Raw genomic sequence first — 22,913 nt, forward strand, 5'->3', positions numbered from 1 at the left:
GCGGCCCTCCGGTGATCCTCCCCGGACGGGTGACCAGGCTCGTCCCCCTTGAGGAGCAATGTCCCGCAACACCCGCGTTCACCGCGCACTGGCACTGGCCGCCGCGCTGGCGGTCACCGCTGTCCCGGCCGTGGCCGGGCCCGCGGCGGCCGCCACGCCGCACGCCGCCCCCGCCCCCTCCCCCTCCCCTTACGTCATCACCCTGACCGAGTCGCCTTTGGCCACCTACGACGGCGGCGTCACCGGCATCGCGCCCACCAAGGGCGGCAAGGGCAGGAAGGTGGACACCACCAGCCCCCACGCCAGGCGCTACCGCGACCGCCTGACCACCCGGCAGGACGAGGTGGCCCGCAGCGTCGGCGCGTCCGCCACCGCCCACCACGTGGTCGCCTCCAACAGCTTCACCGCCGACCTCACCCCCGCCCAGGCCCTGCGCCTGCACGCCACCCGGGGCGTGCTCTCGGTCACCCCGGACGTCCTGCACAAGGCCCTGGACGACCGGAACTCCACCGACTTCCTGCGCCTGTCCGGCGACCGCGGCCTGTGGGCCGCCCTAGGCGGCACGGGCAAGGCGGGCAAGGGCGTGGTCGTCGGCGTCGTCGACACCGGCATCTGGCCGGAGAACCCGTCCTTCGCCGGCCCCGCCCTCGGCACGGAGCCGCCCGCCGGCGCCGACCCGTACCGCCCCTATCTCAAGGACGGGGCCACGGTCATGCGGAAGGCCGACGGCTCCACGTTCACCGGTCTCTGCCAGCCCGGCGAGCGCTTCACCGCCGACCTGTGCAACGGCAAGCTGATCAGCGCCCGCTACTTCGGCGAGCAGTGGCTGCGGCAGACCCCGCCGCAGCAGCGCGACGACTTCGCCTCGCCGCGCGACGCCCAGGGCCACGGCTCGCACACCGCCGGGACCGCGGCGGGCGACCACGGCGTCCCGGCCGCCGCGAACGGCATCGACTTCGGCACGGTCTCCGGCGTCGCGCCGGGCGCGGCGATCGCCGTCTACAAGGCGCTGTGGCAGGGCAAGGACGGCGGCACGACGGGCGGCTTCAGCTCCGACCTGATCGCGGCCATCGACCAGGCGGTGGCCGACGGCGTGGACGTGATCAACTACTCGATCGGCAGCGCGATGTCGGAATCGCCCGCCGACGACCCGATCCAGCTCGCCTTCCTGGCCGCCGCCCAGGCCGGCGTCTTCGTCGCCACCGCCGGCGGCAACTCCGGCCCCGACGCCTCCACGCTGGACAACACCGCGCCCTGGACGACGACCGTCGCCGCCGGCACGATCGCGCCCCGCCGGGGCGAGGTCCGGCTCGGCGACGGCGCCGCCTACCGGGGCATCAGCACCTCGGTCGTCGCGCCGCTCGGCCCCGTGCCGCTGGTGACCGCCGTGTCGGTGAAGGCGGGCCAGGCGGCCGACGCCGACGCCGAGGTGTGCGCGGCCGGCGCGCTCGACCCGGCCAAGGCCGCCGGGAAGATCGTCTACTGCGCGCGCGGGACGACGGCCCGCGTGGAGAAGTCGGCCGAGGTCAGGCGGGCCGGCGGCGTGGGCATGGTGCTGGGCAACCCGACCCCCCAGTCCACCGACGCCGACCTGCACGCCGTGCCGACCGTGCACGTGGACGCGCCCGACGCCGGGAGGATCGCGGCGTACGCGGCCACGCCGGGCGCGACGGCCACCCTGCTCCCCGCCCCCTCCGACGGCGTGGCCTACCCCGAGGTGACCAGCTTCTCCTCGCGCGGCCCCGCCCTGTCCGCCAAGGGCGACCTGCTGAAGCCGGACGTCACCGCCCCCGGCGCGGCGATCCTGGCCGCCGTGGCGCCGCCGGGCAACGACGGCAAGGACTTCGACTTCTACTCCGGCACCTCGATGGCCACCCCGCACATCGCCGGCCTGGCCGCCCTCTACCTCGGCCGGCATCCCCAGCTGTCGCCGATGGCGATCAAGTCGGCCATGATGACCACCGCCTACGACACCAGGACCCCGGACGTCTTCGCCCAGGGCGCCGGGCACGTGGACCCGTCCCGCATGTTCACCCCCGGCCTGGTCTACGACGCCGGGCCGAAGGACTGGTACGGGTTCCTGGAGGGCCTCGGCGTGGCCACCGGCACCGGCGTCGCGCCGCTGGCCGCCTCCGACCTGAACTACCCGACGATCGCGGTGGCCGAGCTGTTCGGCTCGCGCACGGTCACCCGCCGGGTGACGGCGCTCACGCCGGGCGTCTACCACGCCTCGATCGAGGTGCCCGGGTTCAGGGCGAAGGTCAAGCCGTCCACGCTGGTGTTCAAGGAGGCCGGCCAGGCCAGGGAGTTCACCGTCACGCTGGAGACGCTGCCCGAGGCCGCCGGCGGGACCGCCACCGGCCGGCTCACCTGGACCGGGGCGGGCATCAGCGTGCGCAGCGCGATCGTGGCCACGCCGCTGAGCGCCAGGGCGCCCGCCGAGGTGCGCGGCGCGGGCGCGGCCGGCTCCCTGTCCTTCGAGGTGACGCCGGGGCTTAAGAAGTTCCAGGTCACCCCGTACGGGCCGGTCTCGGGTGCCGAGACGCCCGGCACGGTCGGCCAGGACGAGGTGTGGGGCCGCGAGATCCCGATCACGGTGCCCGAGGGCGCCAGGGCCGCCGCGTTCCGCATCAAGGCGGTGAACCCGGAGGCCCAGGTGGGCGGCCTGCTCGTCTACGAGGGCCCCGGCGGCCGCGAGTTCGAGACATGGCTGTCCAGCCCGGACGGCGACCACCGCGCCGCGCTGTCCCGCCCGCGGCCCGGCAGGCACACCCTGATCGTGCTCAGCCTCGGTGACCTGCCGGGGACGACGTCCACGGCGTTCACCACCCAGGCCGACATCGTGGAGGCGGGCCACGCGCGCGGCGCGCTCACCGTGACGCCGGCCCGTCCGAAGGTGACCGCCGGCACGCCGTTCACGCTGACCGCGTCCTGGACGGGCGCGACGCAGCGCGTCAACACCGGCTACGTCGAGTACCCCAACGGCGCCGGGACGATCGTCACGATCAACTAGCCGCCCGCCGCTCCGGCCGCTGCTCCGGCCGCCACGGGAGAACCCGTCCGAACCGGACGAGTTCCCCGTAGTGGCCGGGGTCCACCGGGCCGAGGGCCAGGTCGAGCAGCGGGACGGCGGCCTGCTCCGGCGAAGGCGCGCCGCTGACGTCCCACCACAGGCCGGACGTCGGCGTGTTGATCATCCCCGGGCAGACGGCGGCCAGCAGGATCCCGCGGCGGGCGTCCTCCTCCCGCCGTTGTCCGGCCAGCGCCCGCACCGCGGCGACCTGCCAGACCTTGGACGGGATGTTGACGAAGCCCGGCCAGGACTGGGCGCGGGCGCTGCCGTCCCTGACCGCGTCGCGCCAGGCGGCCACCTGCGCGTCCACCTCCTCCAGGCTGGTCAGCCCGTCGAAGCGGTCGTGCAGGACGGGGGCCAGGTGGTGCAGCGTGCCGAGCGAGCTGCCGACCACCAGGAACCTGCCGCCGTCCCGGACCAGCGGGGCGAAGGCGCGCAGCAGCCGGGTGGTGCCGAAGTTGTTCACCTCGGTGTAGGCGTCGATGAGGGCGCGCATGTCGTCGTCCGGGCCGACGCGCATGACGGCGTTGCCGGCGACGACGTCCACGCCGCCGTGCCGCTCGCGCAGCAGGCCGGCGAGCTCGGCGGCGGCCCGCGGGTCGGCCACGTCGAGCAGCTCGCCGCGGACCCGGGCGCCGGTCGCCGGCATCGCCGCCGCGGCCTCGGCCACGCGGGCGGCGTCGCGCCCTGTGAGGTAGACGGTGTCGTCCGGCGTCATCCGGCGGGCCAGCCCTTCGACGAGGGCCAGTCCGAGCCCCTGCGTCGCGCCGGTCACCAGGGCGACCTTCGGGGTGGTGCTCATTGTCGCTCCTTCGAAAAAGTGCTTGTGCGGGCCGGTGCGCGCTCCCGGCACCCGCCAGGTTAGGAGCGAGTGGAGGCATTCGGGTAGCGAAAGTTACTCAAGTCCGGTATGCGTGATCGTCATGGCCTTCACCGACGCGTCGCTCACCGCCCTGCGGGTCTTCCGGGAGGTCGCCGAGCGGGGCACGCTCACCGCGGCGGCCACCGCCCTCGGCTACACGCAGTCCGCCGTGTCCCGGCAGATCGCCGCGCTCGAACGCGCCGCCGGGGCCCGCCTGCTGGAGCGGCGGCACGACGGCGTGCGCCTGACCGCCGCCGGACGACTCGTCCTCCGCCGCGCCGCGGCCGTCGTGGACGAGGTCGACGCCGCGGCCAGGGAACTGGCCGGGCTGCCCGGCGAGCCGGCGACCGTCCGGTTCGGCTGGTTCGCGGCGGCGGGGGCCGCGCTGGTGCCCCGCGCGCTGGCCGAGTTGCGCCGCACGCGTCCGTCCATCGCGGTCACCGGGCGGGAGGACGGCAGCTCGGCCCTGGTCCGCGCGTTGCGGGCCGGCACGCTGGACCTGGCCCTGCTCAGCTCGGCCCCGCCGTTTCGCGCCCCGGACGCCGAGACGCCGCCGCTGGAGATCGAGATCCTCACCGAGCGCGGCCTGCGGGTGGCCGTCCCCGCCGGGCACCCGCTGGCCCGGGGCGAGTACGTGGACGTCGCCGACCTGCACGGCCGTCCCTGGATCGCCAGCCCGGCCGCCCCGGCGGGCGAGAGTCCCACCCTGGGCGTGTGGCCGGGCCTGGACGAGCGGCCGGAGACGGTGTTCGTCGTCCGCGACTGGCTGGCCAAGCTCGCCCTCGTGGCGGCCGGCTGCGGGCTGACCACGGTGCCGGCGTCGATGGGCCCGGCCGTGCCGGAGGGCGTACGGGTGCTGCCGGTGCGGGGCGGGCCGCGCGAGCAGCGGCGGCTGCTGCTGGCCCGCCTCCCCGGCCCCGTCCCCGGGCCGGTCGCGGACCTGGCGGGCGCGCTGCGCGCCGCCGCCGTCGGCTCCTGAGGCGGCCACCGGTTATGGTGTGGCCTGTGATCCGTGCCGTGGTGGTTGATGTCGACGACACCCTGTGCCTCACCGAGGCCGCGTGCTTCGAGCTGGAGAACGAGGTCCTGGGGCGGCTCGGCCACGGGCCCATGTCCAGGGCGGTGCACGTGGCGACCTGGGGCCGGTCGCTGCACGAGGCCATGCCGCTGCGCTCGCCCGGCCTCGACCTGGCCGCCTACCTGCCCCTGCATCACGCCGTGCTGCGCGAGTACGTGGCGGCCGGGCTGGTCGACGTCGTCCCGGGGGAGAACCTGCGCGCGATCGACGAGCTCAACGCGGCCGGGCGCGCGGTCATGCTGCTGACCTCGCGCGACGAGGCCGAGATGGAGCACCTGATGGCGCCGGGCCACGCGCTCGACGGCCGGATCGCGGCCGTCTACCACGCCGGCAACACCCGCTTCGGCAAGCCCGACCCGCGCGCCTTCGACGAGCTGCTGGCCGCCACCGGCCTGGCCCCCGACGAGTGCCTCTACGTGGGCGACTCCCCCACCGACGCCGCGGCGGCCATCGGTGCGGGCCTGCGGTTCGTCGCCTGCATGCAGAGCGGGCTGCGCCGGCCCGCCGACTTCGCCCCGCACCCGGTCGACGCCTTCATCGACGCCTTCCCCGACCTGACCGCCACCGTCGCCCTGCTGGAGGAGACCGCCCGTGGCCCGCTGACGACGGCCCTCGACCAGCGCGTCCCGGTGTCTGGACAAGGGGGCCGGGGTGGCGTAGAGCCGAGGGTATGAGCGCCTCGGAACTGCCGAACGACGAGCTGCGCGCCGCCGTCGCCGCGCGCCGGGAGCTGGGTCCCGACTACGAGCAGGCCCTGGTGGACTCGTTCCTGGAGCGGGTCGGCCACGAGATCGACCGGAAGGTCGAGGAGCGGCTCGCCCAGCGCGCCCCTCAGGACAGCGGCCACCGGGGGATGTCCGCGGGCCTGGCCTACTTCTCGGTGATCTTCGGTGTGGGCGGGACGATCGCGCTGGTGGGCCGGCCGGACGGGCTGATCGCCGCGATCGTCATGCTGGTCGCCCTCACCGTGATCAACGTGGCCGTCGCCCTGCGCGAGCGCCGCCGCTGAGCGCGCGGGTCAGCCGCGCCGCCGGATCCTCAGCACGTTGTCGACGCGGACGGCCGGCGTGCCCCCCGGGGCGGTCTGGGCGCGTTCGAACTCCTCGGCCCGCAGCACCTCCCACTCCCCCTCGGCCAGCTCCAGAGCGTCCAGCACCTGCTGCGGGGTGGGCAGCTCGACGCGGGCTTCGGGCTCCCACGGCGGGGGGCCGGCGTGCCCGAGCACCAGGAGCTGACCGCCGGGCGCGACGGCCGCGGCGGCGGCGCGCAGGACCTTCTCGCGCGACAGCTCGGCGGGCGAGTGCAGGTAGCTCGCGGTGACCAGGTCGTACTCGCCCTCGGGGAAGGACTCGGCCAGGTCGTGGCGCTGCCAGTCGACGCGCTCGGCCACGCCCGCCTCCGCGGCGTGGACGGCGGCGCGGGCCAGGGCCACGCCGGAGATGTCGGCGGCGGTGACCCGCCAGCCGCGGCGGGCCAGCCACACGGCGTCGGCGCCCTCGCCGCAGCCCAGTTCCAGCGCGGTGCCGGGTGCCAGGTCCGCGACCTCCTCGACCAGGCGCGCGTTGGGGTTGCCGCTCCAGATCCGTTCGGACTGCCCGTAGCGGTCGTCCCAGAACTGCTCGCCGGAGACCGGCGCGCCGGCGGCGGCCGCCACCGCGCGGCGGGTCTCCTCCTCGATCAGGTCGGCGTTGATCGCCGCCGCCGCCCTGACCCCCGCGGCGGCGGCGCCGATGACGTTCTCGCCCAGGTTGGCCACGTTCCCGGCCACGAACACGCCGGGGACGCCGGTCGCGCCGGCCGGGTCGGCGGGCACGTGGACGCCCATGACGTGCCCGTTCATGAGCTGCTCGGCCGTCTCGACGCCGAGCCCGGCCAGCAGGGCCGAGCGGGCGGTGAAACGCGGGGCGACCACGAAGGCCCGGCACTGGACGACGTCGCCGTTCTCCAGGGTGACGCCGGTGAGCGGGCCGGAGTCCGGCGACAGGCCGGCGACCCGCCCTTCGACGACGGTGACGCCGCGCGCGGCCAGCCTGGCCCGGTCCTCCTCGCCGAGCGGCGGGGCGGTGTGCGTGAAGAGCGTCACGTCGTCGCTCCACTGCCGCCACAGCAGCGCCTGGTGGGCGGCGATCGAGCCGGCGGCCAGCACGCCGATCGGCTGGTCACGCACCTCCCACCCGTGGCAGTACGGGCAGTGCAGCACCTCCCGCCCCCATCGCTCGGCCACGCCGGGCAGGTCCGGCAGCTCGTCCACCAGGCCCGTGGTGACCAGCAGCCGGTCCGCCACGACCGCGGACCCGTCGGCCAGGCGCACGCGGAAACCGCCGGCGTCCAGGCGTTCGGCCGCCACGGCGGAGCCGGTGACGAGCTCGCCGCCGTACCCGGCCACCTCGGCGCGGCCGGCGGCCAGCAGGTCGAGCGGCGGCGTGCCCTCCCGGCCCAGGTAGGTGTGCACGCCGCCGGCCGGGGCGTTGCGCGGCCGGCCCTCGTCGATCACCAGCACCCGGCGGCGGGCCCGGCTCAGGGTCAGGGCGCCGCTGAGCCCGGCGGCCCCGCCGCCGACGACCACCACGTCGTACTTGTCGTCCATCGCGTTCCTCCAGAGATGTGCCGATGGCACACTGTGCGTCCCGCGCGACGCGGTTGACAAATGTCGTTGCCGAAATGGCAAGCTGGGCCGCATGGACGAGACACCGGATCTCGACGAGGTCCTGCGGGCGGTGGGGCCGCGGCTGCGGGCGTTGCGGCAGCGGCGGGGCGTGACGCTGGCCCAGCTCGCCGAGGCCACGGGCATCTCGGTCAGCACGCTGTCGCGGCTGGAGTCGGGCGGCCGCCGGCCCACGCTGGAGCTGCTGCTGTCGCTGGCGCGCGCCCACCAGGTGCCGCTGGACGAGCTCATCGACGTGCCGCCGACCGGCGATCCGCGGGTGCACCTGCGGCCGGTGTCGCGGCACGGCATGACGTACATCCCGCTGAGCCGGCGTCCGGGCGGGATCCAGGCGTACAAGCACATCTACCCGCCGGGCTGGCCGCACGGCGAGTACGAGCAGCGGGCCCACGAGGGCTACGAGTGGCTCTACGTCCTGTCCGGGCGGCTGCGCCTGCTGCTCGGCGAGCACGACGTGCTGCTGACGGCGGGCGAGGTGGCCGAGTTCGACACCCGCGTGCCGCACGCGTTCGCCAATCCCGGCCCCGAGCCCACGGAGGTGCTCGCCCTGTTCGGGCGGCAGGGCGAGCGCATGCACGTGCGCGCCCGCCCCACCGCCCGATGAGCCGCCGCCGGATGAGCCGCTGCCCGATGAGCCGCCGCTCAGGACGTGCCGGTCAGGAGGTGCCGAAGCCGTCCAGCTGCTCGCGCTCCTCCGGGGTGGCGAGCTCCTGGAAGACGGTGATGTGCAGGCCGCCGGGCGCGTCGAGGCGGGCGTTGAGCGACTGCCAGGGGGTGAGCGTGGGCGGGGCCACCTCGTCCGCGCCGGCCGACACCAGGCGGGCGGTGGTCGCACGGGAGTCGTCCACCTCGAAGGCGACCCGCAGCTTGGGCGCCACCTGCCGGCCCACCTCGACGTCGTCGATCATCTTCTTCTGGGCCGGGTTCGCGATCTCCAGGGTGGCCCGGCCCGCGTCGAGGATGGCCACGCGGGCGCCGTCGCCGGAGGAGTAGGCGGCCTCCTCGGGCAGGCCGAGCACGTCGCGGTAGAAGGTCAGCGCCGCCTCGTAGTCCTCCGCCTCGACGACCAGCCGGAGCTGTCGGACGGCCGGGGCGTCGGGGTGGTCGTTCATGGGTTCTCCTCATCGGATGCGGACGATCACCCCCGCCAACCCGCGCCGCGACCGGTAAATTCCCTTTCCGGGCTCGTTCAGGCCGCGGTCAGGGCCTTGACCAGGTCGTCGAGGACGACGCCGGCGGCCAGCGGGGCGCCGCGGGTGCTCCAGACCGAGCCGTTCACCGGCACGACGTGCCCCGCCCTGACCGCTCTCAGCTCCTTGAAGGCGGGCGTCCGCCGCACCTCGTCGAGCGTCTTCTCGCCGTCGGCGGTCAGCGTGGAGACGAACAGCCATTCGCCGTCGATGTCCGACAGCGCCTCCAGGCTGAGCGGCATGGAGTGGGCGGTGCCGTCCTTGTCCTGGGCGGCGGGACGGGTCAGGCCCAGGTCGGTGGCGACGAAACCGGCGAACTGCCGCTTCTCCATCCAGCTCGGGCCCTGCGGGTTCCAGCGCACGATGCTCACCTCGGCCGGCTTGATCCTGGTCTTGGCCGCGGCGACGCGGGCGTCGTAGTCGGCCATGACCTTCCTGGCCGCGTCCAGCTTGTTGAGCGCGTTGCCGACGCCCATGAACGACAGCTTCCAGTCGTCGGCGGGGGCCATCGTGACCACGGTGGCCGGGGTGACCTTGCGGAGCTGGTCGAGCACCTGCTGGTCCTGGAGGTCGCCGGCGAGGATGAGGTCCGGACGGGCCTCGACGACCTTGTCGATGACCGGCTGCAGCAGGTTGCCCACGACCGGGATGCCCTTCACCTTGTCGGCCAGGTAGGCCGGCGGCGTGTCGATGCCCTGGCCGTTGGTGATGCCCACCGGGGTCACGCCGAGGGCCAGGACGGCGTCCAGGTCCTCCTGGGTGAGGGTGACCACGCGCTTGGGCTCGGCCGGGACCTTGATCAGGGTGCCGGTGGCGTCCTTGACCTCCCGGACGGCCGGCGCGGCGGCGGCGGACGCGCCCGGCGCGGCGGGTGCGGCGGGTGCGGAGGACGCGCCGCACGCCACGGCGGTCAGGACGGCGGCGGCGGCGACGAGCAGTCCGCCGACCCTGCGGAGAGGGGCCATACGAGCTCCCGAGCTAAGAAATGAGGTAAGCCTTACCTTTTTTAGGTTAGCCTTACCTTATGTTTACGCAAGCCCGGGCCTTCGGACTCGGCGCCGCCGCGCTGCTGGCCCTGTGCGCGGCGTCCATGCTCACCGGCGCGGGCCGGGTCACCCCCGGGCAGGTCCTCGACCACCTGCTCGGCGGCGGCGGGGACGACCACCTGCGCATGGTGGTGGACACGCTGCGGCTGCCCCGGACGCTGGCCGCCCTCGTCGTCGGCGCCGCGCTCGGGGTCTCGGGCATGCTGCTGCAGTCGGTCACCCGCAACCCGCTGGCCGAGACCGGGCTGCTCGGCGTGAACGCGGGCGCCGCCCTCGGCGTGGTGACCGGGATCGTCACCGCCGGGGCGCAGACCGGGGGCGCGTACCTGGGATGGGCGCTCGGCGGCGCGCTGCCGGCCACCGGGGTCGTGCTCGCGATCGGGGCCCGGCTCTCGCCGCTGAAGCTGGTGCTGGCCGGGGCCGCCCTGTCGGCCACGCTCACCGGGATCACCACGGCCGTGCTGGTGGCCGACCCGGTCACGTTCGACCAGTACCGGTTCTGGGTCCTCGGCTCGCTGGCCGGGATCCCCATGGACCGGGTGCTGACGATCGCACCGGCGGTCGCGGCGGGGCTGGTCATGGCGGCCGTCGCGGCCCGGCCGCTGGCGGCGCTGGCGCTCGGCGACGACCTGGCCGTCGCGCTCGGGCACCGGCCGGGGCGCACGCGGCTGTGGGTGACGGTGGCGGTGACGCTGCTCAGCGCCGCGGCGGTCGCGGTGGCCGGTCCGATCGGCTTCCTCGGCCTGCTGGCCGGTTTCCTGTCCAGGTCCCTGGGCGGGGGGCGGGTGGGGCCGCGGATCGTGCTGTCCGGGCTGGCCGGGGCGGTGGCGCTGCTGGGGGCCGACGTGCTGGCCCGGGTGGTCATGCGGCCGTACGAGGCGCCCGTGGCGCTGCTGGTCGCCGTGCTGGGGGCGCCGGTGCTGGTCGTGGTGGCCCGGTCGCGGGCGGTGGCCGCCGGGCCCGGTGACCTGGTCCCGTCCCGCGCCCCGCGGCGGCGGCCCGCCCACGGGGCCGCGCGGGCGGGTGGGCCTTCGCCTTCCGACGCGCGCGTCGTGCGGGGGCGGGGCTGGTCGGTGCTGGTGCCCGTACGGTCGTCCGTGGCGGCGGCGGCGTTGCTGGCGGTCACCGCGGTGGCCGTCGTGGCGGCGGTGGCGGCCGGGCAGTCGGGCATGACGGCCGGGCAGGCGCTGAGTGCCCTGGCGGGCGCGGGCGAGGGCGGGCACGTGCTGCTCGTCCAGGAGATCAGGCTGCCGCGGGTGGTGGCGGGGCTGGTGGCCGGGGCGGCGCTCGGGCTGTCCGGCTGCCTGACCCAGGCACTGGCCCGCAACCGGCTGGCCACCCCCGACATGCTCGGCATCAACCAGGGCGCGGTCATCGCCATCATGGTCGCCGGGATGGTGTCCGCCTCGGGCACGCTGTTCGCCCACTGGTGGATCGGTCCCGTGGGCGCGCTGGCCGCCACCGTGGCGGTGTTCGCCGTCTCGGGCGGCGTCGGCCGGCAGGGTTACCGGTTCATCGTGACGGGGCTGGCGCTGACCACGCTGGCCGGCGCGCTCACCCAGTCGCTGCTGGCCTGGCAGGGGCTCGGCTCGGCCACGGCCGTGCACTCCTGGAGCGTGGGCAGCCTGGCCGGGCGCGGCTACTCCGTCGCCCTGCCCGTGGCCGCCGGGCTGGCGGTGCTGGTCCCGGCCGCGCTCGCGCTGGCCCGCCGGGTGGCGGTGCTGCGCTTCGACGAGGACGTCAGCGCCGGGCTCGGCGTCGATCCAGGCCGGACCAGGATCGCCCTGCTGGCGCTCGCCGTCGTGCTGGCCGGGCTGGCGGCGGGCGTGGCCGGGCCCGTCGCGTTCGTGGCCCTGGCCGCGCCCGTCGTCGCCGCCCGGCTGGCAGGCCCGGCCCGGCTGCCCCTGGTCGGCGCGCCGCTCACCGGCGCGGCGCTGGTCGTGATCGCCGACACGGCCGGACGCGTGGCCGCCGACGGCGCCGAGATCCCCGTGGGCGTCGTGACCAGCATCCTGGGCGGCCCCTTCCTGCTGTGGACCCTGCTGTCGGACCGGAGGCCGTGACATGACACCCGTTTCCACCCCGATCGTCGAGCCCGCCGGCACGCCCGGCCGATGCAAGGTGACGTTCCTCTGGCGGCCCAGGTCGCGCGGCGAGCAGGCGGTCGTGCTGATCAACACGATGACCGACCGCGACCGGCACGCGGGCGACATCAGCCGACATGTCATGACCCGCCGTCCGGGCAGCGACCTGCTCCACCTGACCTACGAGCTCGACGCCGACCTGCGGGCCGGCTACCAGATCCTGCCCTGCGACCGGCTGCCGGGCACCGACCGGGACTCCTGGCTCCAGGTCATGCGCACGGCCGTGCCGGATCCGGGCAACCCGCTCACCGTGCCCGGCCCGCCGGACCGGCGTCCCTCGTCGTTGCTGGAGCTGCCGCAGGCGCCGCCGCAGCCGTACCGGGAGCGGCGGCCGGGCGTGCCGCGCGGCCGGGTCGGCCAGGCGCGGTCGGGCGGGCGGCGGGTGTGGGTCTACACGCCGCCCGGCCCGGCCGCCGGTCCCCTTCCCGTCGTGGTGCTGCTGGACGGCGAGGTGTGGGCCGGGCGCGTCGCGCCCACCCTGGACAACCTGGTGAACGAGGGCCGCCTCCCGCCGCTCGTCGTGCTGATGCCCGACTCGGTGGACCGGCCGGCCCGGCTGCGGGAGCTGGCCTGCCACGAGCCGTTCGTCCGCTACCTGGCCGACGACCTGCTGCCGTGGGCGGAGCGCACGTGGCGGGCGACGAGCGATCCGGGGCTGACCGTGATCGCGGGGCAGAGCCTCGGCGGGCTGACCGCCTCCTACGCCGCGCTCCTCGCGCCCGGACGGTTCGGCAACGTCCTGTCGCAGTCGGGGTCGTACTGGTGGCCCGACGAGGATCCGGAACGGCTGACCCGCCGGTACGCCGCCGTCCCGAGGCTGCCGGTGCGCTTCCACGTCGAGGCCGGCCGGCTGGAGTGGATGCTGCTGGAGGAGAACCGCCGCTTCGCCGGCGCCCTCGCCGCCCAGGGGTACGAGGTGAGCTACACCGAGTACAACGGCGGCCACGACCCGGCCTGCTGGCTCGGCGGCCTGGCCGACGGCCTCACCGACCTCGCGGCAGGCTGGCTGTGAACGTCAGGGACGCGATCCGCCGCCGCGCCGAGGCCCACGCCCCCGAGCTGGTCGCGCTCAGCCACCGGATCCACGCCCACCCCGAGACCGCGTTCGAAGAGCACCGGGCGGCCGCCTGGACCGCGGGCCTGCTCGAAGCGGGCGGGTTCGCGGTGACGGCGGGCGCGGGCGGCCTGCCGACGGCCTTCTCCGCCTCTCTCGGCAGCGGCCCGCTGACCGTGGCCTTCTGCGCCGAGTACGACGCGCTGCCCGGCCTCGGCCACGCCTGCGGCCACAACGTGATCGCCGCCGCCTCGGCCGGCGCGGGCCTGGCGCTGGCCCCGTTCGCCGACGAGCTGGGGCTGACCGTGAAGGTCGTCGGCACCCCGGCCGAGGAACGCGGCGGCGGCAAGGCGCTGCTGCTGGAGGCGGGGGTGTTCGACGGCGTGGACGCCGCCATGATGGTGCATCCCGGGCCGTTCGAGACCGTCCGGTTCCGCTCGTTCGCGCTCGGCACCCTGGACGCCGAGTACACCGGACGGGCCGCGCACGCGACCCTCGCCCCGCACGAGGGCCGCAACGCGGCCGACGCGGTGACGCTGGCGCAGGTGGCGATCGGCCTGCTGCGCCAGCAGCTCCCGCGCGACCTGCGCGTGCACGGCGTGGTCACCTCGGCGGGCGAGGCCCCCAACGTCATCCCGGCCAGGTCCACGGCCTCCTACGAGATCAGGGCCGCCGCCGCGCGGGACCTGGTTGGGCTGCGGGCGCGGGTGGAGTCCTGCTTCCGCGGCGCGGCGACGGCGACCGGCTGCGAGCTGCGGCTGACCCGGCCGGAGCCCGACTACCTGGACTTCCGCGACGACGCCGCCCTGGCCCGTCTGTACGCGGCCAACGCCGCCGCGCTGGGCCGTCCGGCGCCGGTGGAGCGTGAGCCGTTCGCGGTGACGGACATGGGGAACGTGTCGCACGTCGTGCCGGCCGTCCATCCCATGCTGGACATCGGGGCGGGCGGGGCCGCGCCGCACGAGCCGGGGTTCGCGGCCGCGGCGGCGGCCCCGGCGGCCGACCGCGCGCTGGTGGAGGCGGCCGTCCTGCTCGCACTGACCACCGCCGACCTGGCGCTCACCCAGTAGCCCCGGGCGTCCCGCACGACCGCCGACCTGGCGCTCACCCCGTAGCCCCGGCCGGCCGCCGGCTCGGGGCTCAGCCGGTGGGTTCGGCCTTACGCGCGGTGACCGCGGCGGGCCGGAGCAGCGCCGCGGTGCCGCAGGCGGCCAGCAGGAACGCCGCGGCGGCCAGCAGTGCGGCGCGGTACCCGGCCACGGCCGCGGCCGCCGCGCACACGCCGACGCCGAGCCCGCCGCCGAGCATGCGCAGCGACTGGAACAGGGTCATGGCCCGGCCCATCACCTGCGGCCCGACCATCGTGAACGCCGACACCTGCACCGCCGTCACGGCCTGCCCGAGCACCAGCCCCACGGCGAACATGACGGCCCGCAGCGTCCAGGGGCCCGGCTCGGCCAGCGCGAGGAACGCGAACAGCGCCGCGCTGCCGAGCAGCCCGGCCGCCACCACCCGCCGCTCGCCCCAGCGGGCGCAGGCGCGGTCCACCAGGAACCCGGCGGCCATGAGCCCCAGCGCCTCGGGGAAGACGACGAGACCGGCGTCGGTGGCCGTGGCCGCCAGCGCGTCCTGGTACATCAGGGGGAAGGCGAACAGCATGCCGAGCAGCCCGGCGGCCGACAGCGTGGCGGTGGCCGCGCCGCGCAGGAAACCGCGGTCGGCCAGCAGACCCAGGTCCAGCAGCGGCAGCTCGGTGCTGCGCGCCGACCTGGCCAGCGCCCACACCAGGGCGGCTCCGGCGGGCAGCGCCGCCCAGGCGAGCGGCGACAGGCCGGCGGCGGCCTCGTTCAGCCCGTACATCAGCAGGCCGGACCCGGCGCCGGCCAGCAGCAGGCCGCGCACGTCCAGCCACCCGCCCCCCGTGCCCCCGCCCGTGACGGGGGCGGGCGGCGGCGCGGCGGCGCCGGCGAGCAGGGCCGCCGCGCCGAGCGGCAGGTTGACCAGGAACGCCCAGCGCCACGAGAGCGTGTCGGCCAGCAGGCCGCCGAGCACCGGGCCGAGCGCGGGCGCGAGCGCGGTCGGCACCACGATGTGCCGGGACAGCCGCATGCGCTCCTCGGGGGCGTAGGCGGCGAACAACATGGCCATCCCGGCGGGCGTCAGCACGCCGCCCGCCGCGCCCTGCAGCACCCGGAAGCACACCAGCGACCCCAGGTCCCACGACAGCGCGCACAGCCCGGAGGCCGCCGTGAACGCGGCGAGCGCGGCCAGGAAGACGCGCGACGCGCCGTACCGGTCGCACAGCCAGCCGGCGACCGGCATGGCGATCGCGAGGCTGGCCAGGAACGCCGACTCCACGGCGTTCGCCGCGGCGGGCGGCACGCCGAGGTCGGCCGCGACGGCGAACAGCGCGGGGTTGACGATCGTCGCGTCCAGGCCGCTCACGCACATCGCCGTGACGTAGGCGGCCAGTACGCGGCCCCTCACCGGCGCAGGCTGCGAGGGCGCAGGTCGGTCCAGGACGCCTGGACGTAGGCCAGGCAGGCGGCCCGGCCGTCCGGCCCGAACCGCACCGACCAGCCGTCGGGGACGGCGGCGAAGGAGGGCCACAGGGAGTGCTGGTCCTCGTCGTTGGCCAGGACGAGGAACTGCCCGTCCGGGTCGTCGAAGGGGTTCACGGGGTGTGCTCCTGGGTCGCGGGGGCGGCGCCACGGGGGCCGGGGCCGCCTGGTCGGTCGAGGTGGTCGAGGCGGTCGAGGCGGTCGAGGCGGGCGGCGACGATCGCGGCGATCTCGGCGATCGGGCCCGGCTGTGTCATGTCCTTGTGGCTGCAGGCCACGTCGTGCGTCTCGATCGTGCCGCCGACGTGCGGGCGCCAGGCGTCCGCGGTCAGGGTGTCGTCCACCGTGTCGACGGTGGCGCGGAAGAACAGCACGTCGCCGTCGAAGCGGCGGGTGTCGAGGGCGCGGACGAGGCGGTTGGTGTTGAGGTAGAGGTCCTTCAGCTCGGCCAGCGTCCCGGCCGGCAGCCCGGCCAGGGGGCTGGACTCGCGGCGCAGGATCTCCGCCACCCGGTCCAGCGTGAGGGCGGCGTCGGGGGCGAAGCCGGCCATCGTGAGCAGCGCCTCCAGCGCCTCGGCCTCGTCGGACGGCGGCAGGTCGCGCATGCCCTCGGCGGGGTAGGCGTCCAGGACGGCCAGCAGCGCGACCTCCTGCCCGGCCAGCCGGAGCTGCACGGCCATCTCCTGGGCGATGATCCCGCCGGTGGACCAGCCCAGCAGGTGGTAGGGGCCGCGCGGGCGCACCAGCCTGAGCTGGGCCACGTAGTCGGCGGCCAGGCGGCGCAGCGAGGTGGGCAGGTGGTCGCGGCGGGCCTGCAGCCCGTAGATCGGGCGGTCCTGGACGTGCCGGAGCAGGCCGCCGTAGCACCAGCTCAGCCCGCCCGCCGGGTGCACGCAGAACAGCGGCGGCCGGGAGCCGGACTCGCGCAGCGGCAGCAGCGTCCGCAGCGGGTCGGTGCGCGCGCCGCCCTGTGCCAGGGCGGTGAGCGCGGCGGCGGTCGGCGCCTCGAACAGCGCGCCGACGGACACCTCGGCGCCGAACACCTCCTTGACCCTGGCCACCAGCCGGACCGCGAGCAGCGAGTGGCCGCCGAGATCGAAGAAGCCGTCGTCCACGGCGACCCGGGGCAGGCCGAGCACCTCGGCGAACAGCGCGCACATCGCCTCCTCGCGCGGCCCGTCCGGCAGCCGGCCGCCGGTGGTGGGGGCCTCGGGGGCGGGCAGGGCGGCGCGGTCGAGCTTGCCGTTCACGGTGAGCGGCAGCGCGGGCACCCGGACGACGGCGGCCGGCACCATGTAGCCGGGCAGCACCCGCGCCACGAACGCCCGCACCTCCCCCACGTCGGCGTCCCTGGCGAAGGCGGCCCCGGCGGAGGCGGCCCCGGCGGAGGCGGCCCCGGCGGAGGCGGCCCCGGCGGAGGCGGCCCCGGCGGAGGCGGGCCCCTCGGAGGCGGGCTCGGGGGCGGTTCCGGCGGGTGGGACCACGTAGGCGGTGAGGCGCTGGTCGCCGGGCCGGTCCTCGCGGACGATCACGGCGGCCTGGGCGACCGACGGGTGCCGCAGCAGGGCCGCCTCGACCTCGCCCGGCTCGATGCGGAAGCCGCGCACCTTGACCTGCTGGTCGGCGCGGCCCGCATAGTCGAGCGTGCCGTCGGCGCGCCATCTGGCCAGGTCGCCGGAGCGGTACATGCGGGTGCCGGGCCGTCCGAAGGGGTCGGCGACGAACCGTTCGGCGGTCAGGCCGGGCCGGCCGAGGTAGCCGCGGGCGAGGCCGTCCCCGGCGACGTACAGCTCGCCGACCACGCCGGGAGGCACCGGCCGCAGGCGGTCGTCCAGGACGTAGACCCGCAGGTCCGGGATGCCGCGCCCGATGGGGCTGCCGTGCTGCTCGCCGGGCGGCAGCACGTGGTGGGTGACGTGCACGGTCGTCTCGGTGATGCCGTACATGTTGACCAGGCGCGGCAGGTCCGGACGGCGGGCCCGCCAGGGGGCGAGGCGGGCGGGCTCCAGCGCCTCGCCGCCGAAGATCACGTACCGCAGGGCCAGGTCGCGGCCGTCGTCGGCGGCGATGAGCTGGTAGAACGCCGACGGCGTCTGGTTGAGCACGGTGACGCGCTCGCGTTCCAGCAGGGCGAGCAGGTCGCCCGGGGACCGGCTGGTCTCGTACGGCACCACGACCAGGCGGCCGCCGTACAGCAGGGCGCCCCACAGCTCCCACACCGAGAAGTCGAAGGCGTAGGAGTGGAACAGCGTCCAGACGTCGCCGGGGCCGAACCCGAACCACGCGTCGGTGGCCGACAGCAGCCGGACGACGTTGTGGTGGGTGATGACCACGCCCTTGGGCCGCCCGGTGGAGCCGCTGGTGTAGATGACGTACGCGGCGTCCCCCGGACGCAGGTCGCGCTCCGGGTCGTGGTCCAGCCAGTCGCCGAGGTCGCCCAGCCAGGACGCGTCCACGACGCACACCGGCCCGGCGTCGGCGATCATGTGGTCGGTTCTGGCGGCCGGGTGGGACGGGTCGAGCGGCAGGTAGGCCGCGCCCGTCTTGACCACCGCGAGCAGCGCCGCCACCAGGTCGGGCGAGCGGGGCAGCGACAGCGCGACGACGGCGCCGGGCCGGGCGCCGTGGGCGATGAGCTTGTGCGCCAGCCGGTTGGCGCGCGCGTTCAGCTCGGCGTACGTCCAGGTGTCCACGGCGACGGCGTCCGGGGTGCGGCGGGCCTGGGCCTCGAACAGGCCGGGCAGGGTGCCGCCGGGCTCGCTGACCAGGTCGCCGTTCCACTCCTCGACCAGGGTGCGGCGTTCGGCGGCGTCGAGCAGGTCGTACCCGCCGAGCGGCCGGTCCGGGTCGGCCACGGCCTGTTCCAGCAGGCGGGTCAGCCGGCCGGCGAGGGCGCGGGCGGTGGCCCGGTCGAACAGGTCGCGGTTGTACTCCAGGAACCCGGCGCCGGACGGGCCGACGTTCAGGGTGAGGTCGAACTTCGCCGTCCCGGTGTGGACGACCTCGACGCCGGGCGGTTCGGCGGCGTCCTGGTGGACGAGCATGACCTGGAACAGCGGGTGCCGGTCGCGCGACCTGGGCGGGTTGAGCGCCTCGACGAGCCGGTCGAAGGGCAGCTCGGCGTGGTCGAACGCGGTCAGGTCGGCGGCCTTGACCCGGTCCAGCAGCTCGGCGAACGACGGGTCGCCCGAGGTGTCGGCGCGCAGCACGAGGGTGTTGACGTAGAAGCCGACGCTGCCGTCCAGGGCGCTGTGGCCGCGGCCGGCGACGGGCGTGCCGATCGGGATGTCGGTGCCCGCGCCGAGCCGGGTGAGCAGGGCGGCCAGGGCGGCGTGCAGCACCATGAAGACGCTGGCTCGGGCGCGGCGGGCCAGCGCCTCGACCTCGGCCATGAGGGCGGGCCGGAACGTCACGGGGACCGTGCCGCCCGCGCCGCCCAGCACGGCGGGCCGTGGCCGGTCGTACGGCAGGTCGAGCCGGTCCGGCAGGCCGGCCAGTGTGGCCCGCCAGTGTTCCAGCCCGGTCAGGGGCAGGTCGCGCTGCCACAGCGTGTAGTCGGCGTACTGGACGGGCGGCGGCCCGAACGCCGGCGCCTGTCCGCTCCGGCGGGCCTCGTAGGCCGCCCTCAGGTCCCCGACCAGCGGCCCCGCCGACCAGCCGTCGCCCGCGATGTGGTGCAGGACGAGCATCAGGACGTGCTCGTCGCGGCCGAGCCGCAGCAGGTGGGCGCGGAAGGGCGGCTCGGCGGCCAGGTCGAAGCCGCGGCGGGCGATCCGGCGCATGGCCGCGGCGGGCTCGGCCGGCTGCCAGACGGGCATCGGGACGCTGTGCCGCTCCAGGACCCGCTGGCAGGGGACGCCGTCGCGTTCGGGGAAGACCGTGCGCAGGATCTCGTGCCGGGCCACGACGTCGTCGAGCGCGGCCCGCAGCGCGGCGCGGTCCACGTCGCCGCCGAGCCGCAGCGCCAGCGGGATGTTGTACGTCGGGTTGGGCCCCTCCATCCGATACAGGAACCAGAGCCTGGCCTGCGCGGACGACAGCGGCACCGGGTCGGGCCGCATCGCCGCCGGCCCGGTCCGCGGGGACGGGAGCAGGGGCGGCCGAGGGGCGGCGGTGACGCCGAGCAGGGCCGCGAGCCCGGCCGGGGTGGGGGCGTCGAACACGGCCCTGATCGGCACGGCGGCGCCGAAGGTCTCCCTGATCCGCACGGTAAGGCGGGCGGCCAGCAGCGAGTGGCCGCCCAGGTCGAAGAAGCCGTCCTCGGGGCCCGCCGCCGGGAGGTCCAGCACCTCGGCGAACAGGGCGCACATGGTCTCCTCGGCGGCGTTCGCGGGCCCGCGGCCGGTGGCGGCGCTGGCCTCGGGGGCGGGGAGGGCGGCCCGGTCGAGCTTGCCGTTGGGCGTGCGGGGCAGCGCCTCCAGAGTGACGACCTGGACGGGCGTCATCCCGGCGGGCAACCGCGCGGCCGCGAACCGCAGCAGCTCCGCGCCGGTCGGGCGGTCCGCGCCGGGTGGGGTGGGGATGACGTAGGCGACCAGGCGGCCGGAGTGGGCGGCGACCGCGGCCGCGGCCACCGACGGGTGCTCCTCCAGCACCGCCTCGACCTCGGCCGGCTCGATCCGCACGCCGCGCACCTTGACCTGGTCGTCGGCCCGGCCCAGCAGCTCCAGCCGTCCGGGGGCGGCCCAGCGGGCGCGGTCGCCCGTCCGGTACAGCCGCGACCCGCCGGGACCGGCGACGAACCGCTCGGCCGTCAGGTCGGGACGCCCGAGGTAGCCGCGGGCCAGCCCCTCCCCCGCCAGGTACAGCTCGCCGACGGCGCCCGGCGGCGCCGGTTGCAGCGCGTCGTCGAGCACGTGCGCCGACGAGCCCGCGGTGGGCCACTCCGAGCCGTCCCCGAGCCAGGTGTAGGCGTCCACGGTGGCCTCGGTGGGGCCGTAGTGGTTGACGGCGAACGTGCGCTCGCGCAGCGTCCGCCACAGCGGGCCGGGCACGGCCTCGCCGCCGACCACGACGACGCGCGGCGGCTCGGCCAGCAGGCCGGGCAGCTCCTTCAGGTGGGAGGGGGTCAGGTCCAGGTAGTCGACGCCGTGCTCGCGGACGTAGGCGGTCAGGGCCTCGGGGTCGCGGTAGCGGTCGTCGCCGAGCAGGTGCAGCTCGTGGCCGCCGATCATCCACAGCAGCGGGTCCAGCGAGGCGTCGAACGAGAACGACGCGGTGTGCGCGACGCGCAGCCGCCCGCCGTCCGGGAACAGGCGCTCGCGGTGGGAGTCCAGGAGGGCGGCGAGCCCGCCGTGGGTGCCCACGACGCCCTTGGGCCGGCCGGTGGAGCCGGAGGTGTAGATGACGTACGCGGCGTCGCCCGGCCCGGGGAGAGGCAGCGGATCCGGCGTACCGGGCGCGTCCCCCGCCCAGCCGGGCGCGTCCCCCGCCCAGCCGGGCGCGTCCCCCGCCCAGCCGGGGGCGTCCCCGGCCCAGCCGGGGGTGAGCACGACGGACGGGGCGGCGTCGGCCAGCATGAGGGCGCGCCGCTCCGCCGGGTAGGAGGGGTCCACCGGCAGGAAGGCCGCGCCGCTGCGCAGCACCGCCAGCAGCGCCACCACAAACTCGGCCGAGCGCGGCAGGACGACGGCCACGACCCGCTCCGGGCCCGCGCCGCCGGCGGCCAACCGCCGGGCCAGCCGGTCCACCCGCGCGCCCAGCTCCTCGTAGGTGAGCCTGTCGCCGTCGCACACCAGGGCCGTCTCGGCGGGCGTCAGCCGGACCCGTTCCAGGAAGGCGTCCACCACGGTCCGCCCGGCGGTCCGGCCGTCCGTCTGGCCGTCCGTCCGGCCGTCGGCCCGCCTGGTGGCGTGGCCGGTGGCGCGGCCGGTTCGCGGTGCGGTCTCGGGGGGAAGGGCCGCGCGGTCGTCGGCGGTGAGGAGGGGGAGGCGGCCGAGCGGGGTGTCCGGGGAGGCGCCGGTCAGGGTGGTGAGGAAGCCGGCCAGGCGTCGGGTGTGGGCGGCCAGGGCGGCCTGGTCGTAGCGGGCGGCGTTGCCGTCGAGTTCCAGGGTGAGGCGGTCGCCGTCGGGCAGCAGGGCCACGGCCAGGTCGTCCACCGGCCCGGCGGCCAGGTTGGTGACGGTGCCGGTCGCGCTGCCGAACTTCGTCTCGGCCGGGAACGGCTTGATGTTGAGCAGCGGGCCGAACAGGGCCCGCGACGTCCCGCCGAGGCCCAGGTCGCGGCGCAGGTCCTCGATGCGGTAGCGGCCGTGGCGGCGGGCCTCGGCGATCCGGCGGGCGGCCTGCCCGACCAGGTCGCCGACCGTGCGGCCGGGCCGTACGTCGAGCCGGACGGGCAGCACGTTGACCGTCAGGCACGGCACGCGGACGGCGGCCCCGGTGCGGTTCATCAGCGGCAGCCCGACCAGCACGTCGGTGCCGCCGGTGAGCCGTCCCACGTAGCAGGCCAGGCCGGCGGCGGCGACGTCGGCCCAGGTGGCGCGGGCGGCGCGGGCCAGGTCGTCCCACCGGGGCAGGGGCGGCAGGGCGGCGCGCCGCCGTACGACCTCGCGGGCCGACAAGGCGGGCGTCCCGGCGAGCCCGGCGGGCTCGGGGGCGCCGGCCAGCCGCTCCAGCCAGTACGCCCGGTCGCGGGCCCGCCGTTCCGAGGCCAGGTACGCCTCCTCCTCGGCCAGCAGCGCCGCCATCGACCCGAACGGCCCCGCCCCCGGCGCCAGCCCGTCGGCCAGCGCCGTGTAGATGTCGGCGGTCCGGCCGACCAGCATCGACAGGGCGTAGGCGTCGATGAGGATGTGGTGGGCCCGCAGGTACCAGACGTGGTGGTCGCCGGCCAGGCGCAGCAGCGCGTGCCGCGACAGGGGGCCGGTGACGACGTCCACGGGCGCGGCCAGGTCGGCCCGCATCCAGGCGTCGGCCGCGGCCTCCGGGTCGGGCTCGCCGCGCAGGTCCAGCACGGTCAGGCAGCCGCGCAGCGAGTCGTAGTCGGGCAGGTACTGGGCCGGTTCGGCGGTGAAGCGCAGGCGCAGCGGCTCGGCCTCGGCCAGGCAGCGTTCCAGCGCCCGCGCGAAGAGGGCCGGGTCGAGCGGGCCGCGCAGGTCGATGCGGTCCGCGGCGTTGTAGACGGGGTTGGCGGGGTCCAGGCGCTGGGCGAGCCAGATCCCGGCCTGGGCGCCCGTGAGCGGCATGGTCTGCAGGGTCACGCGGGCCGCTCCTCGGGAACGCGGGGACGGGTCGGGAC

15 protein-coding genes are annotated in these 22,913 nt (G+C 76.4%); 8 read left to right on the forward strand and 7 right to left on the reverse strand.

Translation table 11 applies throughout. The features are described from left to right. Positions 1-58: 58 nt before the first annotated feature. Entirely contained in the window at positions 59-3,013 is a 2,955-nt protein-coding gene (locus ACIBK9_RS13245) for a S8 family serine peptidase (RefSeq protein ID WP_397157863.1), read from the forward strand. On the opposite strand, the gene ACIBK9_RS13250 is transcribed toward ACIBK9_RS13245, so the two are convergent. Continuing rightward, positions 3,006-3,875 (reverse strand): SDR family NAD(P)-dependent oxidoreductase, encoded by an 870-nt coding sequence (locus ACIBK9_RS13250; RefSeq protein ID WP_397157865.1) that lies wholly within the window; start codon positions 3,873-3,875, stop codon positions 3,006-3,008. The genes ACIBK9_RS13245 and ACIBK9_RS13250 overlap by 8 nt on opposite strands. Positions 3,876-3,996: 121 nt before the next feature. Here ACIBK9_RS13250 and ACIBK9_RS13255 point away from each other — a divergent pair, with 121 nt between their 5' ends. From ACIBK9_RS13255 to ACIBK9_RS13265, 3 genes are read left to right on the forward strand one after another with little or no spacing between them, the layout of a single operon-like run. Then, a complete protein-coding gene (locus tag ACIBK9_RS13255; RefSeq protein WP_352359953.1) occupies positions 3,997-4,914 on the forward strand; it encodes a LysR family transcriptional regulator in 918 nt (305 codons plus the stop codon). A gap of 38 nt (positions 4,915-4,952) precedes the next feature. After that, entirely contained in the window at positions 4,953-5,687 is a 735-nt protein-coding gene (locus ACIBK9_RS13260) for an HAD family hydrolase (RefSeq protein ID WP_397157867.1), read from the forward strand. After that, positions 5,684-6,022 carry a hypothetical protein gene (locus tag ACIBK9_RS13265; protein WP_397157869.1) on the forward strand — a complete coding sequence of 113 codons (339 nt, stop codon included), beginning with the start codon at positions 5,684-5,686 and terminating at the stop codon, positions 6,020-6,022. Before ACIBK9_RS13260 ends, ACIBK9_RS13265 begins: the two co-directional genes overlap by 4 nt. A gap of 9 nt (positions 6,023-6,031) precedes the next feature. Here the strand turns inward: ACIBK9_RS13265 and ACIBK9_RS13270 are convergent, their stop codons facing one another. Beyond that, positions 6,032-7,600, reverse strand: coding sequence for an FAD-dependent oxidoreductase (locus ACIBK9_RS13270; protein ID WP_397157871.1), 1,569 nt, complete (start codon positions 7,598-7,600; stop codon positions 6,032-6,034). Between the two features lie 91 nt (positions 7,601-7,691). Here ACIBK9_RS13270 and ACIBK9_RS13275 point away from each other — a divergent pair, with 91 nt between their 5' ends. Next, positions 7,692-8,282 (forward strand): helix-turn-helix domain-containing protein, encoded by a 591-nt coding sequence (locus tag ACIBK9_RS13275; protein ID WP_397157873.1) that lies wholly within the window; start codon positions 7,692-7,694, stop codon positions 8,280-8,282. Positions 8,283-8,334: 52 nt separating this feature from the next. Here ACIBK9_RS13275 and ACIBK9_RS13280 read toward each other — a convergent pair whose 3' ends face one another. Next, positions 8,335-8,790: a VOC family protein gene (locus ACIBK9_RS13280; RefSeq protein ID WP_358297736.1), complete on the reverse strand. Its 456-nt coding sequence runs from the start codon at positions 8,788-8,790 to the stop codon at positions 8,335-8,337. 77 nt (positions 8,791-8,867) lie between these two features. Then, on the reverse strand, positions 8,868-9,833 hold the full coding sequence (locus tag ACIBK9_RS13285; RefSeq protein WP_397157876.1) for an ABC transporter substrate-binding protein: 966 nt from the start codon (positions 9,831-9,833) through the stop codon (positions 8,868-8,870). Between the two features lie 59 nt (positions 9,834-9,892). Between ACIBK9_RS13285 and ACIBK9_RS13290 the strand changes: the two genes are divergently transcribed. Genes ACIBK9_RS13290 through ACIBK9_RS13300 form a run of 3 tightly spaced genes read left to right on the forward strand, consistent with a single transcriptional unit; the run spans position 9,893 to position 14,182 of the window. Continuing rightward, positions 9,893-11,977, forward strand: a complete 2,085-nt coding sequence (locus ACIBK9_RS13290) for an iron chelate uptake ABC transporter family permease subunit (protein WP_397157878.1) — start codon at positions 9,893-9,895, stop codon at positions 11,975-11,977. A gap of 1 nt (position 11,978) precedes the next feature. After that, positions 11,979-13,070 carry an enterochelin esterase gene (gene fes, locus ACIBK9_RS13295; RefSeq protein WP_397157880.1) on the forward strand — a complete coding sequence of 364 codons (1,092 nt, stop codon included), beginning with the start codon at positions 11,979-11,981 and terminating at the stop codon, positions 13,068-13,070. Continuing rightward, positions 13,067-14,182, forward strand: a complete 1,116-nt coding sequence (locus ACIBK9_RS13300; protein WP_397157882.1) for an amidohydrolase — start codon at positions 13,067-13,069, stop codon at positions 14,180-14,182. The genes fes and ACIBK9_RS13300 overlap by 4 nt, the downstream gene beginning before the upstream one ends. 70 nt (positions 14,183-14,252) lie before the next feature. Here ACIBK9_RS13300 and ACIBK9_RS13305 read toward each other — a convergent pair whose 3' ends face one another. From ACIBK9_RS13305 to ACIBK9_RS13315, 3 genes are read right to left on the reverse strand one after another with little or no spacing between them, the layout of a single operon-like run. Further along, entirely contained in the window at positions 14,253-15,599 is a 1,347-nt protein-coding gene (locus ACIBK9_RS13305) for an MFS transporter (protein ID WP_397157884.1), read from the reverse strand. Next, on the reverse strand, positions 15,596-15,790 hold the full coding sequence (locus tag ACIBK9_RS13310; RefSeq protein WP_358297748.1) for an MbtH family protein: 195 nt from the start codon (positions 15,788-15,790) through the stop codon (positions 15,596-15,598). The genes ACIBK9_RS13305 and ACIBK9_RS13310 overlap by 4 nt, the downstream gene beginning before the upstream one ends. Then, positions 15,787-22,875, reverse strand: coding sequence for an amino acid adenylation domain-containing protein (locus ACIBK9_RS13315; protein WP_397157886.1), 7,089 nt, complete (start codon positions 22,873-22,875; stop codon positions 15,787-15,789). The genes ACIBK9_RS13310 and ACIBK9_RS13315 overlap by 4 nt, the downstream gene beginning before the upstream one ends. Between the last annotated feature and the right edge of the window lie 38 nt (positions 22,876-22,913).

The organism is Nonomuraea sp. NPDC050227 (assembly GCF_044459705.1).
Classification (GTDB): Bacteria; Actinomycetota; Actinomycetes; order Streptosporangiales; family Streptosporangiaceae; genus Nonomuraea.

Coding starts and splice junctions, on each gene's coding strand:
- ACIBK9_RS13285 (WP_397157876.1), bottom strand. CDS start 9,833: ATGGCCCCTCTCCGCAGGGTCGGCGGACTGCTCGTCGCCGCCGCCGCC.
- ACIBK9_RS13280 (WP_358297736.1), bottom strand. CDS start 8,790: ATGAACGACCACCCCGACGCCCCGGCCGTCCGACAGCTCCGGCTGGTC.
- ACIBK9_RS13265 (WP_397157869.1), top strand. CDS start 5,684: ATGAGCGCCTCGGAACTGCCGAACGACGAGCTGCGCGCCGCCGTCGCC.
- ACIBK9_RS13275 (WP_397157873.1), top strand. CDS start 7,692: ATGGACGAGACACCGGATCTCGACGAGGTCCTGCGGGCGGTGGGGCCG.
- ACIBK9_RS13245 (WP_397157863.1), top strand. CDS start 59: ATGTCCCGCAACACCCGCGTTCACCGCGCACTGGCACTGGCCGCCGCG.
- ACIBK9_RS13270 (WP_397157871.1), bottom strand. CDS start 7,600: ATGGACGACAAGTACGACGTGGTGGTCGTCGGCGGCGGGGCCGCCGGG.
- ACIBK9_RS13250 (WP_397157865.1), bottom strand. CDS start 3,875: ATGAGCACCACCCCGAAGGTCGCCCTGGTGACCGGCGCGACGCAGGGG.
- ACIBK9_RS13290 (WP_397157878.1), top strand. CDS start 9,893: ATGTTTACGCAAGCCCGGGCCTTCGGACTCGGCGCCGCCGCGCTGCTG.
- ACIBK9_RS13255 (WP_352359953.1), top strand. CDS start 3,997: ATGGCCTTCACCGACGCGTCGCTCACCGCCCTGCGGGTCTTCCGGGAG.
- fes (WP_397157880.1), top strand. CDS start 11,979: ATGACACCCGTTTCCACCCCGATCGTCGAGCCCGCCGGCACGCCCGGC.